Origin of the sequence: Bradyrhizobium sp. AZCC 1578, assembly GCF_036924675.1 — a bacterium.
Lineage (GTDB): Bacteria > Pseudomonadota > Alphaproteobacteria > Rhizobiales > Xanthobacteraceae > Bradyrhizobium.
In genome coordinates this window covers 5,433,334-5,449,388 of sequence record NZ_JAZHRZ010000001.1, presented here as the reverse complement: position 1 = coordinate 5,449,388, position 16,055 = coordinate 5,433,334, and the positions used below count along the sequence as shown (strand labels likewise).

The following is a 16,055-nucleotide window of genomic DNA, read 5'->3' as shown; positions in this document are numbered from 1 at the left end:
CATTGGCGATGACGTCGTTGCTCATTGCTTTCCCTGTGCCGGAAATGGCGGCACCGAGGATAGCCTAGGGCATTTTGCCCTGACGCGGTGATTTAAAATGTCACCCGGTCTGGGCTATCGAGTGCAGCTCATTGACGAGCACGCGCATGTTCTCGCTGTAGTCCACGGGCACTACGACGAGATGGACGCCGCCTTCCGCGAAAGCCGCTCCCAGCGTCGTCGCGAGTTCCGAGACCTTGCCGACGCGGGAGCCCTTGGCGCCATATGACTTCGCATAAGCCACAAAATCAGGATTACCGAAGTCGAGACCGAAGTCGGAGAATCCGTCGACTTCCTGCTTCCATCGGATCATACCGTAGGCACGATCCTCGAGCACGAGCACGACGAGATTCAATTTGAGCCGCACGGCCGTCTCAAGCTCCTGTGAATTCATCATGAAGCCGCCATCACCGCAGACGGCGAGCACGCGCCTGTCCGGATAGATCAGCGACGCTGCGATCGCCGAAGGAAGACCCGCCCCCATGGTCGCGAGCGCGTTGTCGAGCAGCAGTGTGTTGGCGACGCTGGTGCGATAGTTGCGGGCGAACCAGATCTTGTACATGCCGTTGTCGAGGGCAACGATGCCGTCCGGCGGGATGATTTGACGGACGTCGTGCACGATGCGCTGCGGCGTCAGAGGAAACCGATCCTCCGTCGACCGCTCGGCGAGGCGGGCAAGGATCCCTTCCCGCAAACCCAGCAATGCCTGACCATTGGGGAGGTTGCCTTCGAGGCGATCGGCCAGGCTCGTGAGGCTCGCGCCGACGTCGCCGACGATCTCCGCCTGCAGGAAGTAAACCTGTTCCACCGTCGCCGGCGTGGCGCCGACATGGATAACCTGCGGTCCATCATGGCCCATCAGGAAAGGCGGCTTCTCGACGGTGTCGTGGCCGATCGAAATAATCAGATCGGCCTGGTCGACGGCCTCGTGAATCCAATCTCGCTCCGACAGCGCGGCTGTGCCCATATAGAGATTGGAGCCGGCATTGACCGCGCCCTTCCCCATCTGGGTGTTGAAGAATGGAATCCTGCATCGTCGCACGAACGCCGACAGCGGCTCGGCGAGATGCGGGCGGCTCGCCGCGGCGCCCAGCATGACGAGCGGCCTGCTGGCGCCCATGATCATGGCTGCGGCGCGCTCGATGGCCGCTGTAGGCGCGACCGGAAGCTCGACGACATGCGGGGGAATGATGTCGGCCGCGGCTTCGTCGGCCGCGATATCCTCGGGTAGTTCGAGATGCACGGGGCCCGGCCGCTCCTGCTGCGCGACCCGGAAGGCGTCGCGAACCAGGGTCGGAATACTCTGCGCGGAGACGATCTGCGTCGCCATCTTGGTGAGCGGCCGCATGGTCGCAACGATGTCGACGATTTGGAAGCGCGCCTGGCGGCTGCTTCGGATCGCCTTCTGTCCTGTAATCATGACCATCGGCATCGCGCCCAAATGCGCGTAGGCCGCAGCCGTCGTCAAATTGAGCGCACCGGGACCCAGCGTCGTCAGGCAGACGCCCGCGCGCCCGGTGAGGCGCCCATAGGTGGCCGCCATGAAACCGGCAGCCTGTTCGTGCCGTGTCAATACCAGCTTGATCTTCGAGCGCCGCAGCGACTCCAGCACGTCGAGATTCTCCTCGCCGGGAATGGCGAAGATGTAGCCGACGCCCTCGTTCTCAAGGGCGGCCACCAGCAGATCGGAGGCTTTTGTCACGCGGCCGAAACTCCGCTCGCTCCTGTTGCAGCTTTCTCCGCTCGACGTGGCAGTGTCCATTCCGGCCGAACGAAGTGACAGGTGTAGCCGTCAGGATATTTTTCCAGATAATCCTGATGCTCGGGCTCGGCCTCCCAGAACGGTCCGGCAGGAGCCACCTCGGTGACAACTTTGCCCGGCCAAAGGCCGGAAGCATCGACATCGGCGATGGTGTCTTCCGCGATCCGCTTCTGCGCGTCGCTGGTATAGAAGATGGCCGACCGGTAGCTCGCGCCCCGGTCATTGCCCTGGCGGTTCAGCGTCGACGGATCATGGATCTGAAAAAAGAACTCCAGCAGCTTGCGATAGCTGATGGTCTGCGGATCGAAGGTGATCTCAATCGCTTCGGCGTGATTGCCGTGGTTGCGATAGGTCGCGTTTGGCACCTCGCCGCCGGTGTAGCCGACCCTGGTTGAAATCACGCCGGGATAGCGGCGTAGCAGATCCTGCACCCCCCAGAAGCAGCCGCCAGCCAGGACTGCGCGTTCCGTCGAAACTGTCATGTCCGTCCTCCCTGGATGATACGCTGCGGGCGTCGTTCCCGAACTCTATCAAGGACGCATAATGAGGCCGAACGATGCAGAAGCGCAATGATCCAGAACGTCTGCTTTGCGCCAAAAGCGGTCGTTCATTTACCGACGACCGCCAGACGGCGCAGGCCGATCTAAGAATCGAGTTGCAACAGCCGCATCGCATTGCCGCCGGCTAATTGCGCCAATGTCGTCTCGTCCATGCCGTCGACGCCGGCGATGTGACCGATCGGATTGTATTCGGCCATGTCATAGGGATAGTCGGTACCCATCAGGATCCGATCGGAACCGAACAAGTCGAGCAAATAAGCCAGTTGATGGTAGCTGAAGACAACGGTGTCAAGATAGACCTGACGCAAATACGTCGTCGGCTGCAGCGGTAGATCACCATGGGAATCCTGCCGTGCGCCCCATGCATGGTCGATGCGACCCGAGTACGCCGGCAGATAGCCGCCACCATGTACAGCCATCAGTTTCAGGTCAGGAAAACGCGCCAGCGTTCCGCTAAAGATCAGGTTGTGCAGCGCCAGCGTGGTCTCGAGCGGGTTGCCCAGTATGTTGTTGAAGTAAAAGTGCGTCAGACGCTCTCCATGCGTGAAACCGTTGGGATGTAGCATGATGAATGCGCCGAGCTCTTCGGCCTTGGCGAAGAATGGGCGGTAAGCCGGATCAGACAATTCCCTCCCATCGACGTTGGTCAGAATTTGAACGCCCTTCAGTTTCAGGTGAGTTATGACATAATCCAGTTCGCGCACGGCCAACTCAGGCTCTTGCAGCGTAATCCCACCGAGACCTAGAAACCGATCAGGCCGGCGTGAGCAGAATTCCGCCACGCCATCATTGGCGATGCGATGTGCTTGTTCGGCGATTTTCGTATCGAGATGATAGTAGCATTGTCCTGGGGCGGGAGCGACGACCTGGATATCGATGCCCATCTTGTCGAGATCATGCAGTCGCCGGTCAATTGTGGTCATCACTTCCATGATATCTTTTTCTTGACCGGCATTGATCGCCTTGGTCGCGTCGTCGGCGAAGTGGGCCAGCGAAATACGACTGATGTCGATGTGAGGCTGTGCAACCTTGGCAGCTTCGCGGACAAAGATGTGCGAATGAATATCGATCGTCGTGGACGACGGACGTCGGGCGCGACCGTCAGCGTCATGAATGCGGGCTGCGGTAAAGCCATAGCGATTTTTGTGGTCGATCATTGAAATGTCCCGTTCTTGAAGATCGTCGAAAAGGTTGCGCTCAAGCCTGCATCGCCGTCCATTCCAGCGCGGTGCTGAACCGTTTTACGGCCGCCGAAACGTGAGCCTTCAGCAAGCTGACCGCGCGGCGCGAGTCTCGCGCCTGAAGCGCTGAAATGATGGCGTTGTGCTCCTCGACGAGCTTGTGTGCCTTGGGTCCGCGAACCGCGGCTACGCTCATCCTGACAAGACGTTCAGTCTCCTCGATCAGATCGCAGGTAGTCCGTGCCATCCGGCCGTTGTTAGAGCATCGCGCGAGAGCGCAGTGGAACTCTTGGTTGTAGCTGATGAACTCGTTTTCGTAGTCGCCATCGAACTCGCGAAACCGATCGAGCGCTTTCAATTCCTCGTCGGACGCGTTCTTCACCGCCTCAGCGATGCACGCTAGTTCGAGCGCCTGGCGAAACGCAAAGATCTCGTTGGCATCCCGCAAGGACACCGGCGACACGCGATAGCCCTGACGAGGAATGACAATCACCAGTCCTTCGCTGACAAGGTGCTGAAGCGCCTCGCGCACCGGCGACTTGCTGACATCGAACTGCTGGGCGAGCTCCTGCTCGCGCAGTTCACGGCCGGGCGGCAGATGGCATGTCAGAATACCCCGCCTCAGGAAATCGTAGATCCGCTGTCCCTGCATTTCAGTTACATTGCCTTTATTCAAAATCGTAAGATATCACGGCTTCAGTCCAATTCTCCATCCCGCGGATCATATCGTATCGTTTTTCGCTGATTATACCAACAATTCAGCAAAATTCAGGCCTTTTTATCGGGCGATTGACTCTTTGGACCACTTGGTGACATCCTAATGAGAAGTAAAATCATAAGACCAGATGTATCAAGCCTCGGCCTTCAGGGAGACTTATAGCATGGTGCGTACCCGCATCTTTTTATCGACGACAATCCTCGCCGCGTGGACGGCTCTGACGCCGCTGCAGGCTGCCGAAGCGCTCAAAGTCGGCTTTATGACGGTCAGGTCAGGCGCGTTGGCCGCCGGTGGCCGGCAGATGGAAGAAGGCCTGAAGCTGTGTATGGACGAGCACCGCGGCGAAATGGCAGGGCGCAAGATCGAGATCATCACCGCCGATACGGCCGGCCAACCTGCCGTGACCAAGACCAAGGCGCAGGAGCTGGTCGAACGCGACGGCGCGCAGGTGCTAATTGGTCCGCTGGCGGCCTTCGAGGCACTCGCTATCGACGACTATATCCGGCAAATCAAGACGCCGATCATCTCGCCTTCTGCTGCCGCAGAGGATTTGACCCAGCGCAAGCCCAATCCCTGGTTCGTGCGCGCTGTCGGCACATCGGCGCAGGCCCATCACCCACTCGGCGAATATGCCGCGAAGGATTTGCACTACAAGAAGATCGCGATCGTCGCCGACGACTTCGCATTTGGCCATGAAATCGCGGCTGGCTTCCAGCGAACGTTCGAACAGAACGGCGGCAAGGTCGTCCAGAAGCTGTGGTCGCCGCTCAACGCTGCGGAATACGGTACCTACATTACGCAGATCGATCCGAGCGTCGATGCAGTATTCGCGGCGTTTGCTGGCGGCAACGGCATCAAGTTTCTCGGCGAATACAAGAACTACGGCATGCAGAAGCCGGTTCTCGGCGCCATGACGACGGTCGACGAGGGCATTCTCAAGCGCATGGGCGATGAGGCGGTCGGCGTGATTTCGTCGGGTTGGTACAGCGCCGCCACCGATACTCCCGCCAACAAGAAGTTCATGGAAGCCGTGCGCAAGGCTTACAGCGCCGATCCGGGCTACTACACCGTCGGCGCTTACATGGCCTGTCAGTTCCTCAACAATGCGCTGGAGCAGGTCAAGGGCGACATTTCGGACAAGGCCGCCTTCATGAAGGCCTTGCGCAACGTCAACATTTCCCAAAGTCCCTATGGTCCGGTAAAGCTCGACACGTACGGTCAGCCGACCCTCGATGTCGCGATCCGCAAGGTCGAGAAAAAGGACGGAAGATTGCAGAACACCGTCATCAAGACCTATCCAGCGGTGAGCCAGTTCTGGACCTACGGGCCGGACGAATTCCTCAAGAGCCCCGTCTATTCGCGCGACTGGGCGCCGGCGAAGTAATTCGCATCGCCGGGAGGGATCCGCATGAATTTCTGGATCATTCAGGGTTTGAACGGTCTGGCGTTCGGATCCCTCCTGTTCATTCTGGCGTCAGGCTTTTCGCTGATCTTCGGCCTGATGCGCATCGTCAATCTCTCGCATGGCGCATACTTCATGCTCGGCGCCTATGTCGGACTGTCGGCGATCGAGGTCGGCGTGAATTTCTGGATCGCGATCCTGATCGGCGGCGGCACGATCTGCATCCTCGGGACAGTGATCGAGCGCTTCATCCTGCGCCGGCTGAACGGCCAGCCGCTGGCGCAGGTGCTGGTGACGCTCGGCATCGCGTTCATCATCGCCGACACCTGCGTCTGGATCTGGACCGGTGACCCGCGTCCGGTGCCGATGCCCAGGGAATTGGCGGGCGCGTTTCGCGTCTCGAATCTGGCGTTTCCGATCTATCGCCTGTTCGTGATTGGCGTAGCGTTCGCGCTCGCTGCCGCACTCTGGTTCCTGCTTGAACGCAGCCGCCTCGGCGCAATGATCCGCGCCGGCGTCGACGATCTGCCCATGGCCCGCGCGATGGGCATCCGGACTTCGCTGCTGTTCTCCGCGGTATTCTGTCTCGGCTCGGCGCTGGCGGGCGCCGGAGGCGTGCTGGCCGGACCGATCCTTTCGGTGTATCCCGGCCTCGATTCCGACATGCTGCCGCTTGCGCTGGTCGTCGTCATTCTGGGCGGCGTCGGCAGTCTGCTCGGCGCATTTGTCGGCAGCCTGATCATCGGTTTCATCTACAGCTATGGGCAGGCGCTGTTTCCGGATCTCGCCTACGTGATCCTTTTCCTGCCAATGGTCCTGGTGCTCACGCTGCGGCCGACCGGCCTGTTCGGAAGGCAGGCCATTTGATGCGCGCCCCGTCCTTCAACGTGCTGTCATGGCTCTTTGCGGTCGCCGCGCTGCTGGCACTGCCGTGGCTGGTGACATCGGATTACTACGTCAACATCGCAAGCCAGGTCGTGATCGCGGCAATTCTCGCACTCAGCCTCAATCTGCTGATCGGCTTCGGCGGCATGATATCGCTAGGTCATGCCGCCTATCTCGGCGTGGCGGCCTATCTGTCTATTTACCTCACCGCCCATGCGGGTTTCGGGCATCTTGCGGGCGCACTGATCGCCATCGGAGCGACGACGGTGCTGGCGATGCTGTTCGGTTTTCTGGCGCTACGCGCATCAGGTCTCGGATTTCTGATGATTACGCTGGCGCTTGGCCAGATCCTGTGGGGCGTTGCCTATCGATGGGCCAGCCTGACCGGCGGCGACAACGGGCTCGGCGGACTCAAGCGGCCTCACCCATTTGGCCTCAACCTGATGGACCCTGCCATTTTCTATTATTTCGTTCTGGCCTTCCTCGGCATAGCGCTGTGGTGCATCGCGCGCTTCGTCCAGTCGGCACTCGGGCAAAGCCTGCAAGGCACGCGCGATCAGCCGCGACGCATGCGGGCGCTGGGTTATAATGTGTGGCTAATTCAGTGGCTGAGCTTTGTGTTCGCCGGTTTCTGGGGGGCGGTCGGCGGCCTGCTCTATGCTTATTACCACCAGTTCGTCAGCCCTCAGACGCTGCATCTCACGACGTCGGCCGAAACGCTGCTGATGGTCATCGCCGGCGGCACCGGCACGCTGCTTGGGCCGGTGGTCGGCGCCGCACTGGTGGTCATCCTCAAGAATGTCGTCAGCGCCTACATCACACGCTGGCTGATCCTGCTTGGCGTCATTTTTGTCGTGATCGTCTTGTTCATGCCCGAAGGTCTGGTGCCGGGCATTACGCGCTGGGTGCGCTCCTTGAGAAGCCAGCCACGCGCAGACAAGATTGCGGCCATCGCCAAGGACTCCGCCCGATGACGACACCTGTTCTGGAGGTCACCGGGCTTTGTCGCTTCTTCGGCGGACTGCCAGCCGTGCGCGATGTCTCGATGCGTATTCCGGCTGGAGAACGGCGGCTGTTGCTCGGCCCCAATGGTGCCGGCAAGACGACGTTCTTCAATCTCATCGCGGGCGACTTCCCGCCGTCGCAGGGCGAGATCCGGATCTTCGGCCAGAACGTGACCAGGAAGTCCGCCAACCAGCGCACCCATCTCGGCATGGCTAGAACCTACCAGATTATCACGCTGTTTTCGAAGAACACGCTGCTCCACAACGTCGTCATCTCACTCGTCGGCTTGCGGGAAATTCGCTTCAATCCATTGTCCGATCTGCGCCGCCAGACGCCGCTCTGGGATGAAGCGCGCGCAACCCTTGCCCTTGTCGGCCTCGAACATCTTGCGGACCGAACCGTGGCGGAGACGAGCTATGGCGAGCGGCGGCGGCTTGAGATCGCGATGGCGCTCGCGCAAAAGCCAAAACTGCTGCTGCTCGACGAGCCGTTGGCTGGCCTTTCCGCCGACGAACGCCAGGACGTTCAGCGTCTGCTTCAATCCATTCCGCGCGACGTTACCATTGTCATGATCGAACACGACATGGACGTCGCCCTCGCCTTCGCCGACGTGATCACGGTGATGCAGCACGGACAGGTCGTCGTGGAAGGAAGCCGCGCCGACGTGGTCGCCGATCCGAGGACCCGGGAGGTGTATCTTGGACACTGACGCGCTCACGATCAGCGGCCTCAACGCTTTCTACGGCGAGAGCCACGTCCTGCACGACCTGTCCTTCAATGTGAAGAAGGGGCAAGTCCTTGGACTGCTCGGTCGCAACGGCGCCGGCAAGACCACCTGCATCGGTGCGATCATGGGGCTGGTCAAGGCCAAGGCCACGCGCATCGATCTGTTTGGCCAGTCCATCGCGGGCCTGTCACCGGAGGCCATTTCGTTGAAGGGCGTCGGCCTCGTCCCGCAAGGAAGGCGAATCTTTCCGTCGTTGACCGTATTCGAGAACCTGACGGTGGCGGCTCGCCGCGGCAAGACCGGGGACAACTCCGGCTGGGGTCTCGAGCAGGTCTATGCGACCTTCCCCCGGCTGTCGGAACGCCAGCGGCAACTGGCCGGCTCACTGTCCGGCGGCGAACAGCAGATGCTCGCGATCTGCCGGGCCTTGATGATAAATCCGCGCGTCATTCTGTTTGACGAGCCTTCGGAAGGATTGGCGCCCCAGATCGTCGCAGAGGTCGCAACGGTTCTGAAACAACTTCGCAGCAGCGGCCTTTCGATCATTCTCGTCGAACAGAACATCAAGCTGGCGCTCGACATCGCGGACGAAGTCGTTGTTCTCAACACCGGCTACGTCGCACACGCCGGAGGCGTTGACTCGCTGCGTTCCAACGATCGTCTGGTCGAGCAGTTGCTCGGCGTTTATTGAAAGGCTGAAGAATGACATTCGTTCGCTTGCGAGAGGGAGGCCTTGATATCGTCGAAACGGGCGCCGGCAAACCGATCGTGCTGCTCCACTCGTTGCTTGCAGATCGAGCCATCTTCGACAAGATCGTCCCTGCGCTTGGGCGGCAGCGACGTGTCATTGTTCCCGATCTACCGGGATTTGGCGGGTCGTCATCGGCCGGCGCCACCATCGAGGGGATTGCCGATCGCATCGCCGGCCTGTTCGATGCGCTCGGCCTCGGAACGACGGCCGACGTCCTCGGCAATGGCTTCGGCGGTTTTGTCGCCAGCACGCTGGCCATTCGTCATGGCGCGCAATTCGACCGGCTGGTCCTGGCCGACACCGGCGTCGGCTTCTCACCGGAAGGCAAGCAGTCGTTCTATGCGATGGCTCACCGCGTGCGCCTAAGCGGCATGGAGTCAATCGTCGATGTGGCTCTCAAACGGCTGTTCCCGGAGGACTTCATCGCAGTCAATCCTGATATCATGGCCGAGCGGCGCAACGCGCTGGTCAAGACCAATCCGGAATTTTTCGCCGAAGCATGTCACGCGCTGGCAGCCCTCGATCTGACCGCCGATATCGGGAAGATCCGTAATCCGACGCTGGTGGTGGTGGGCGAACGTGACGCCGCGACACCGCCTGAAATGGCACGCACGCTGGCCAGCGCGCTGCCGAAGGCCGACCTTATCGAAATGCCTGGATGCGGCCATGCTCCGATGGCACAGGCGCCCGAAGCGTTCATCAAGGCTATCGCCAAGTTCCTCGACCTGAAGTAAATCTGATGAAAGCACCACCCTTTCAATATCACCGTCCGCAAACGCGCGAAGAACTCGGCGCGCTGTTGGCCCGTCTGGACAACGCCAAGATTCTTGCCGGCGGACAGTCATTGATGCCGATGATGAATTTGCGGGTGATCGCACCCGATCATCTGATCGACATCAACCGCGTTGCCAACCTCGCCGGGATTCGCGAGGCCGTTGACAGTATTGAGATCGGCGCTATGACCCGACAGGCTGACGTGCTGGCGTCGGACCTCGTCAAATCCAGACTGCCCCTGCTGACCCGCGCACTGGAACATGTCGGCCATATCCAGACTCGCGCCCGCGGCACGATCGGCGGGAGTTGTTGCCACCTCGATCCTTCCGCCGAACAGCCCGCAATGTGCGCGGCCCTCGACGCCGAGTTCGTCGTCGTCGGGCCGGGCGGCCGCCGCATTATTCCTGCCGGCGAGTGGTTCGAAGGGCTGCTGCAATCCGCGCTTGGCGAGCAGGAATTTCTGGAAGCGATTCGCTTCAAGCCATGGGCCGACGGCCACGGCTACGGTTTCGCGGAATATGCCCGTAGGCACGGCGACTTCGCCATTGCCGGCGCCGCGGCTCTTCTCGAAGCCGGCAGGGACGGCCGCATCACGCATGCAGCACTGTTGTCATTCGGCGTCGAAGCGGCGCCGAAGCGCCTATCCGAAGCGGAACGCACGCTGATCGGCCAGCATGTTGACAGTCTCGACATCAAACCCGTCGTTGCCGCAGCCAGCGCGCTCGATGCGATGGAAGACGTCCATGTGACCGCCGATTATAGACGTCATCTGGCCGGCGTGCTGATCCGCCGGGCGTTGAACGAGGCCTGCACCACAATGCGGCGGCCGTCATGACCGAACATTCCGTGACATTCACGCTCAACGGCGAACGACGCGAGGTCAGGGTCGATCCGCGGATTCATTTGGGCGATTTTCTGCGGCACTCGCTCGGGCTGACCGGCACGCATCTTGGCTGCGAGCACGGTGTCTGCGGCGCGTGCACCGTGATCGTGAACGGCGCGCCGGTGCGATCGTGCCTCATGCTGGCGGTTCAGATCGACGGCACCGATGTGGAAACTGTCGAGAGCCTCGGCAAACCCGGTGCGCTGTCGCCGCTCCAGCAGGCATTCGCAAAGAATCATGGCCTGCAGTGCGGATTCTGCACCCCGGGAATGCTGATGACGCTCGAAGCCTACTTGCGCAGCACGCCCGCGCCGACCGAGCAGGACGTCAGGATCGCGATCTCGGGCAACATCTGCCGCTGTACCGGCTATGAGGGCATCGTGCAGGCAGCGCTGGACGCGGCATCCGCAAAGGCGAGCCGGACATGAGTGGACGTTTTTTTGGAGCCGCCGTCACCCGCCTGGAAGATGCACGCCTGCTGGCGGGCAAAGGCCAATATGTCGACGATATCGATCTGCCCGGCATGCTGCATGCCGCCTTTGTGCGAGCGAGCTTTGCCCATGGCAGGATCCGCAGCATCGACACGGGCGGCGCCCTAGCGATGCCGGGCGTGGTCGCGATCTACACGATGGCGGATTTCGCAAACATCGCACACGGCCCGATGCCGCCAATGGCACCACATCCGCTTCTGAAGACGCCGATCACCTATCATCCACTGGCCGACACAGAGATTCGCCATGTCGGCGAAGCCATCGCTATCGTGCTGGCCGATAACCGCGCTAACGCCGAGGACGCCGCTGCCGCAGTGACGCTCGATATCGAGTACTTGCCCGCGGTGTCGGATGCCGCCCTCGCCCGCGAGCCCGATTCGCCCAAGACGCACTCACAACACGCCAGCAATATCGCAGCCACGATGAAGGCTGGCTTCGGTGACTGCGCAGAGGTGTTCGCCAAAGCGGATCATGTGCTGACCGAGCACTTCGACATTCATCGCGGCGGTTGCCATTCGATAGAATGCCGCGGCGTGGTCGCAAACATCGATCTGCTGACCGATGCGCTGACCATCTCGACCTCTTCGCAATCGCCCTACATGGTCCGGCGGCATCTCGCCGCCTATCTGAAGCGCGACGAGAACGACATTCGCGTTATGACGCCCGATGTTGGCGGCGGGTTCGGGCCGAAGGCCAACGTTTATGCCGAGGAATTCGCCGTTGCTCTCGCCGTCATCAAGAGCCGACGTCCCGTGAAATGGATCGAGGATCGGCAGGAGCATTTTGTCGCCACGACTCAACAACGCGGCCAGACCTGGGCGCTGGACGTCGCCTTCGATAAGGACGGACGCATGCGCGCGATCCGCGGGCGCTGTATTCACGACAATGGCGCCTACGCCCCCTATGGCCTGATCCTACCCGCCACCGCCCTCGCCAGCTTTCCCGGCCCCTATGCCCTCGAGGCACTTGATCTGTCGATCGATGTCGTCCTCACCAACCTGGTGCCGACGTCGCCGGTACGTGGGGCCTGCCGACCCAATGTCGCATTCCTGCTTGAGCGCCTCGCCGACCGCGTCGCGCGCCACCTTGGCATGGACCGGGAGGAGGTTCGGCGCCGCAGTTTCGTCCGCGCCGACCAGATGCCCTACACCACCGGCATGAAGGCACGCGACGGTTCGCCGATCTCCTATGATAGCGGCGATTATGTCGGCGCGCTGAATCTCGTTCTCGACAAGATCGACGCGACGAATTTCGACGCGCGGCGCAGCGAAACCAAACGGCGCGGGAAGCTGCGCGGGCTGGGTATCGCATCCTGCGTCGAAGACACCGGACTCGGGCCGTTCGAAGGGGCGTCCGTTCGCGTGACGCCAGCCGGCAAGGTTGTTATCGCCACCGGCGCATCCAGCCAGGGCCAGGGCCATCGCACTGCATTCGCGCAGATTGCCGCTGACGCGCTCGGCGTTGAGCTCGAGGACGTGACGGTTGAAACCGCCGATACTGCTAAATTCCCACTCGGCATCTCCACCATCGCCAGCCGCATTGCGGTCACGGCAGGTTCTTCGGTGCAATTGGCTGCGCACAAGGTGCGGGCCAAGGCCATCGCCTTCGCGTCCCATCAGTTGGAAGTGGGCGAACACGATCTTGAACTCGGCGGCGGCGCCGTGCACGTGAAGGGGATTCCGGATATGAAAATCAAACTGTCCGAGATCGCTCGCACGCTCGCTGGAAATACAGGAGTCCCGTTGCCGGGCGACATGGAGCCCGATCTCGCTGCGACGGCATATTTCAATTCCAATGCCCTGACATTTGCCTACGGCGCGAACGCCTGCGAGGTCGAAGTTGACCCCGAAACCGGAGACGTCAGCGTCGTTCGCTACGTGGTGGTCCACGATTGCGGCAGACTGATCAATCCATTGATCGTCGACGGCCAGATCCGTGGGGGCGTCGTGCACGGCATTGGCAATGCGCTATTTGAGCGCATGATCTATGACGAAGAAGGACAGCCGCTCACGACCACTTACGGCGACTATCTCCTGCCGATGGCGTTGGAAATGCCGAGGATCGAAATCCATCACATCGAAACGCCTTCGCCGCGCAATCCGATCGGCGTCAAGGGCGCCGGTGAAGGTGGCACCATTCCGGCGGCCGCCTGCGTGATATCAGCCGTGGAAGATGCTCTGGGACCGGACGGACCGTTCATTGCGCTTCACCCGATCTCGCCCCAGCACGTCGTGACATGGCTGGACGAGAAATGACGACGTGCGTGCAAGGCTGTCCGGGACCGTAAGTCCGTCACCGCATTACATGCACCAGCGTCCGCGCATAGCGTCTGCCGGATAAGGGCCATCGCGCCGGAACGTCCGCTTTGCCCAAGAGCTGCCGCTCTGCGCGCACTGCGGCTGCTGCCGTCGCTGTTGTAGAATCGGGTGAGTCGAGCGTGCCGTCGGCGTGTTTGGCCCGAAGCAGCCAATCCCCTCAGCTGAGCAAACGACAGCTCTCCTCGAGGAAGATTAGAGGCTCGCACACAGGCCATTCCTGCCCCTCACAAGGGCGTTCCGGAGTAGTCCCTTATCCGTGATTTTGATATCTTCGGCCGGCTTATGGAGGACGACTCGTACCGGTATCCGTTGAGATCGACGAGGAGCTGTACAGACGGCTGGCCGAAGCGGCCGCGCGTGACGGCAAGGGCGCGCAGGCTTACGCCAATGAGATCATTCGCGTCCAGCTTAGAGAAGTAGAGAAAGCCCACCAGATCATACGTGCGCTCGACGATATCGCTCGCGCTGACGAAGACTAGCCTATCGCATCACACCGCCTCTCCTTCTCAAGTGTGGACAGCTTCCGAGCAGAAAGCTGACGGGGTCACGCGATCAGTTATTCCCGAGAGTGGCCCCTCGTGAGACGGGCGGGTCCAGCCGATTGGCCGCTTTGCGCCAAAAGCGACCCTCTCCGCGAGGTTGCGTTCTGACCCAGAGCGGCCATCGAGGCCCTCGCGGATTAAGTCCGGTCTACCCGTGACACCGGACGTGCAAGGCGTTCGATCCTTCTTCGCCTTTAGGGCAGCCGCGTCCACCAGCAGAACATGCGACTGTCATTCCGGCAGCCCAGCTTGGCGAAGAGCATCGGTCAGATGTTTACTATCGCTCGAAAGCCTGTACGGGTCCTTCCGCATAAAGCGCGAGATTGAGAACTCAGGTATGAGGTGAAGGACTTCGGCAGCATGATGTTTGGACCGATCAATATTGCCCATCAAAGCATAGCAAGCCGCCAGGTACACCTCCCCCCAATACATTGTACTCGGGTAACGAGCGAAAGCCGCGATTGCATCTTCATATCGGTGTGTCACGAAGTACGCTCTGCCCACCGCCCCCCAATACCATTTCGGAGCAAAGAAGGGATCGACCACTTTCGCTTCCTTCAAGTAATCGATGCCTTTCGAGGGTTCTCCGAGACGGACGTACAAATCGCCTAAGTTCGCCAAGACAGTCGGGCTGTTCGGATTCAGCGCGAGAGCCCTTGCATAATAGTGCTCGGCAAGATCGTACGACTGGCGATACGTGTGCACAAAACCCAGAGCCCCCAGACACGTTTCCTGGCCATCGTCAAGTTCGACGGCTCTCTTGGCGAGCACTAACGCTTGATCCAATGCAGCATTAGATCCACTCATGTCGACGTACCATTCGCGACAGATGGCAAACGCGAGCAGCGCATAAGCTTTTGCGTATCCGGGGTCGAGTTCGATAGCTCGTCTGAACAGACGGCGCGCCTCGGCCTCGCTAACGTCGTCGTATACGGGCAAGGCATCGCCGCGCAGCACACATTCATATGCGACTAGGCTGGTGGGTGGCTTGCGTTTAGCACGATCAGCACGGTCGGCCTGCAGCCGTCCTACGAGAGTACCCACGATTGTCCGAACCACTTGATCCTGGACATCGAATAATTCTTCCAGACGCCGATCAAATCGATCTGCCCACACATGGTGACCCGTTGACGCGTCAATAAGTTGGGCAGTGATGCGAATGCGTTCTCCAAGTCGCCGGACGCTACCTTCCAGTACGTATTGAACGCCAAGTTCTCGCTTGACGCGACCAACATCGACATTTGGCCCGCGAAATTGGAATGAGGAATTGCGTGCCAGAACACGCAATTGTCGAAACCGTGACAGCTCGGTAATTATATCATCGCTAATTCCGTCACAGAGGTATTGCTGTTCTTTTCCGCTGCTCATGTTGTCAAACGGCAATACTGCGACCGAAGGCTTGTCGGTCGCAACCGGGTCTACGGTTATTGCGACTGTAGGCGTGCCACTGATGCGATATGCCTGCACAGGATCGGCGATGTTTTTCAGAGTTTGAGCGCCGATATCGTCGAATCCAACCTGGAGCTTGTTCCTGACATAGTCATAGGCGTTGCCGGAGACCACGATGCCGCCCGGCTCGGCGAGGGCTTCGAGGCGCACGGCGATGTTGACCCCATCGCCAAAAATATCACCATCAGCGATGATAATATCACCGACGTGAATGCCGATGCGGAGTTCGATCCGCTTGTCCTGCGGTACATCAACATTTTGTTTTGTCATGCAGCGTTGGATTTCATCAGCGCATCGCACGGCGTCGACCACACTGCCGAACTCAACGAGGGCACCGTCGCCCGTATTCTTGACGACACGTCCATGGTGCTCAGAGATTTTGGGATCGAAAAGCGTCTTTCTAAGAGCTTTCAGTTGCGCCAACGTGCCTTCTTCGTCGATCCCCATTAAGCGACAAGAGCCCACGACATCTGCCGCCAGAATAGCCGCCAGTCGCCGCTCTACGTGCTCACTGCTCACGACGCACCCCCGGGCTCGGGGAAGTTAAATCATTCTATAGCAGGATTGT

The 16,055-nt window shown here is 60.4% G+C and carries 14 protein-coding genes; 9 read left to right on the top strand and 5 right to left on the bottom strand.

Annotation, left to right across the window (positions count from 1 at the left end):
• Positions 1–100 precede the first annotated feature (100 nt).
• From V1290_RS26180 to V1290_RS26165, 4 genes are all read right to left on the bottom strand, one after another.
• A complete protein-coding gene (locus V1290_RS26180) occupies positions 101–1,741 on the bottom strand; it encodes an acetolactate synthase large subunit (RefSeq protein WP_334367042.1) in 1,641 nt (546 codons plus the stop codon).
• A complete protein-coding gene (gene msrA, locus V1290_RS26175; RefSeq protein WP_334367041.1) occupies positions 1,738–2,283 on the bottom strand; it encodes a peptide-methionine (S)-S-oxide reductase MsrA in 546 nt (181 codons plus the stop codon). Before msrA ends, V1290_RS26180 begins: the two co-directional genes overlap by 4 nt.
• Before the next feature lie 161 nt (positions 2,284–2,444).
• Positions 2,445–3,518: an amidohydrolase family protein gene (locus V1290_RS26170; RefSeq protein WP_334367040.1), complete on the bottom strand. Its 1,074-nt coding sequence runs from the start codon at positions 3,516–3,518 to the stop codon at positions 2,445–2,447.
• A gap of 40 nt (positions 3,519–3,558) precedes the next feature.
• Positions 3,559–4,218, bottom strand: coding sequence for a GntR family transcriptional regulator (locus V1290_RS26165; RefSeq protein WP_334367039.1), 660 nt, complete (start codon positions 4,216–4,218; stop codon positions 3,559–3,561).
• Between the two features lie 205 nt (positions 4,219–4,423).
• Here V1290_RS26165 and V1290_RS26160 point away from each other — a divergent pair, with 205 nt between their 5' ends.
• The 9 genes from V1290_RS26160 to V1290_RS26120 are packed head-to-tail and all read left to right on the top strand — an operon-like array spanning position 4,424 to position 13,433.
• Positions 4,424–5,644 carry an ABC transporter substrate-binding protein gene (locus tag V1290_RS26160; RefSeq protein WP_334367038.1) on the top strand — a complete coding sequence of 407 codons (1,221 nt, stop codon included), beginning with the start codon at positions 4,424–4,426 and terminating at the stop codon, positions 5,642–5,644.
• Positions 5,645–5,668: 24 nt separating this feature from the next.
• Complete coding sequence (locus tag V1290_RS26155; protein ID WP_334367037.1) at positions 5,669–6,529, top strand: branched-chain amino acid ABC transporter permease; 861 nt, start codon at positions 5,669–5,671, stop codon at positions 6,527–6,529.
• Positions 6,529–7,521: a branched-chain amino acid ABC transporter permease gene (locus V1290_RS26150; protein WP_334367036.1), complete on the top strand. Its 993-nt coding sequence runs from the start codon at positions 6,529–6,531 to the stop codon at positions 7,519–7,521. Before V1290_RS26155 ends, V1290_RS26150 begins: the two co-directional genes overlap by 1 nt.
• Positions 7,518–8,261 carry an ABC transporter ATP-binding protein gene (locus V1290_RS26145; RefSeq protein ID WP_334367035.1) on the top strand — a complete coding sequence of 248 codons (744 nt, stop codon included), beginning with the start codon at positions 7,518–7,520 and terminating at the stop codon, positions 8,259–8,261. Before V1290_RS26150 ends, V1290_RS26145 begins: the two co-directional genes overlap by 4 nt.
• Positions 8,251–8,970 carry an ABC transporter ATP-binding protein gene (locus V1290_RS26140; RefSeq protein ID WP_334367034.1) on the top strand — a complete coding sequence of 240 codons (720 nt, stop codon included), beginning with the start codon at positions 8,251–8,253 and terminating at the stop codon, positions 8,968–8,970. Before V1290_RS26145 ends, V1290_RS26140 begins: the two co-directional genes overlap by 11 nt.
• Positions 8,971–8,981: 11 nt before the next feature.
• Positions 8,982–9,764: an alpha/beta fold hydrolase gene (locus V1290_RS26135; protein ID WP_334367033.1), complete on the top strand. Its 783-nt coding sequence runs from the start codon at positions 8,982–8,984 to the stop codon at positions 9,762–9,764.
• A gap of 5 nt (positions 9,765–9,769) precedes the next feature.
• The gene (locus V1290_RS26130) at positions 9,770–10,639 is read left to right on the top strand and encodes an FAD binding domain-containing protein (RefSeq protein WP_334367032.1); all 870 of its coding nucleotides are present in this window, start codon (positions 9,770–9,772) and stop codon (positions 10,637–10,639) included.
• The gene (locus V1290_RS26125; protein ID WP_334367031.1) at positions 10,636–11,115 is read left to right on the top strand and encodes a (2Fe-2S)-binding protein; all 480 of its coding nucleotides are present in this window, start codon (positions 10,636–10,638) and stop codon (positions 11,113–11,115) included. The genes V1290_RS26130 and V1290_RS26125 overlap by 4 nt, the downstream gene beginning before the upstream one ends.
• Positions 11,112–13,433 carry a xanthine dehydrogenase family protein molybdopterin-binding subunit gene (locus V1290_RS26120; RefSeq protein ID WP_334367030.1) on the top strand — a complete coding sequence of 774 codons (2,322 nt, stop codon included), beginning with the start codon at positions 11,112–11,114 and terminating at the stop codon, positions 13,431–13,433. Before V1290_RS26125 ends, V1290_RS26120 begins: the two co-directional genes overlap by 4 nt.
• A gap of 836 nt (positions 13,434–14,269) precedes the next feature.
• On the opposite strand, the gene V1290_RS26115 is transcribed toward V1290_RS26120, so the two are convergent.
• Positions 14,270–16,006 carry an adenylate/guanylate cyclase domain-containing protein gene (locus V1290_RS26115; RefSeq protein WP_334367029.1) on the bottom strand — a complete coding sequence of 579 codons (1,737 nt, stop codon included), beginning with the start codon at positions 16,004–16,006 and terminating at the stop codon, positions 14,270–14,272.
• Positions 16,007–16,055 lie beyond the last annotated feature (49 nt).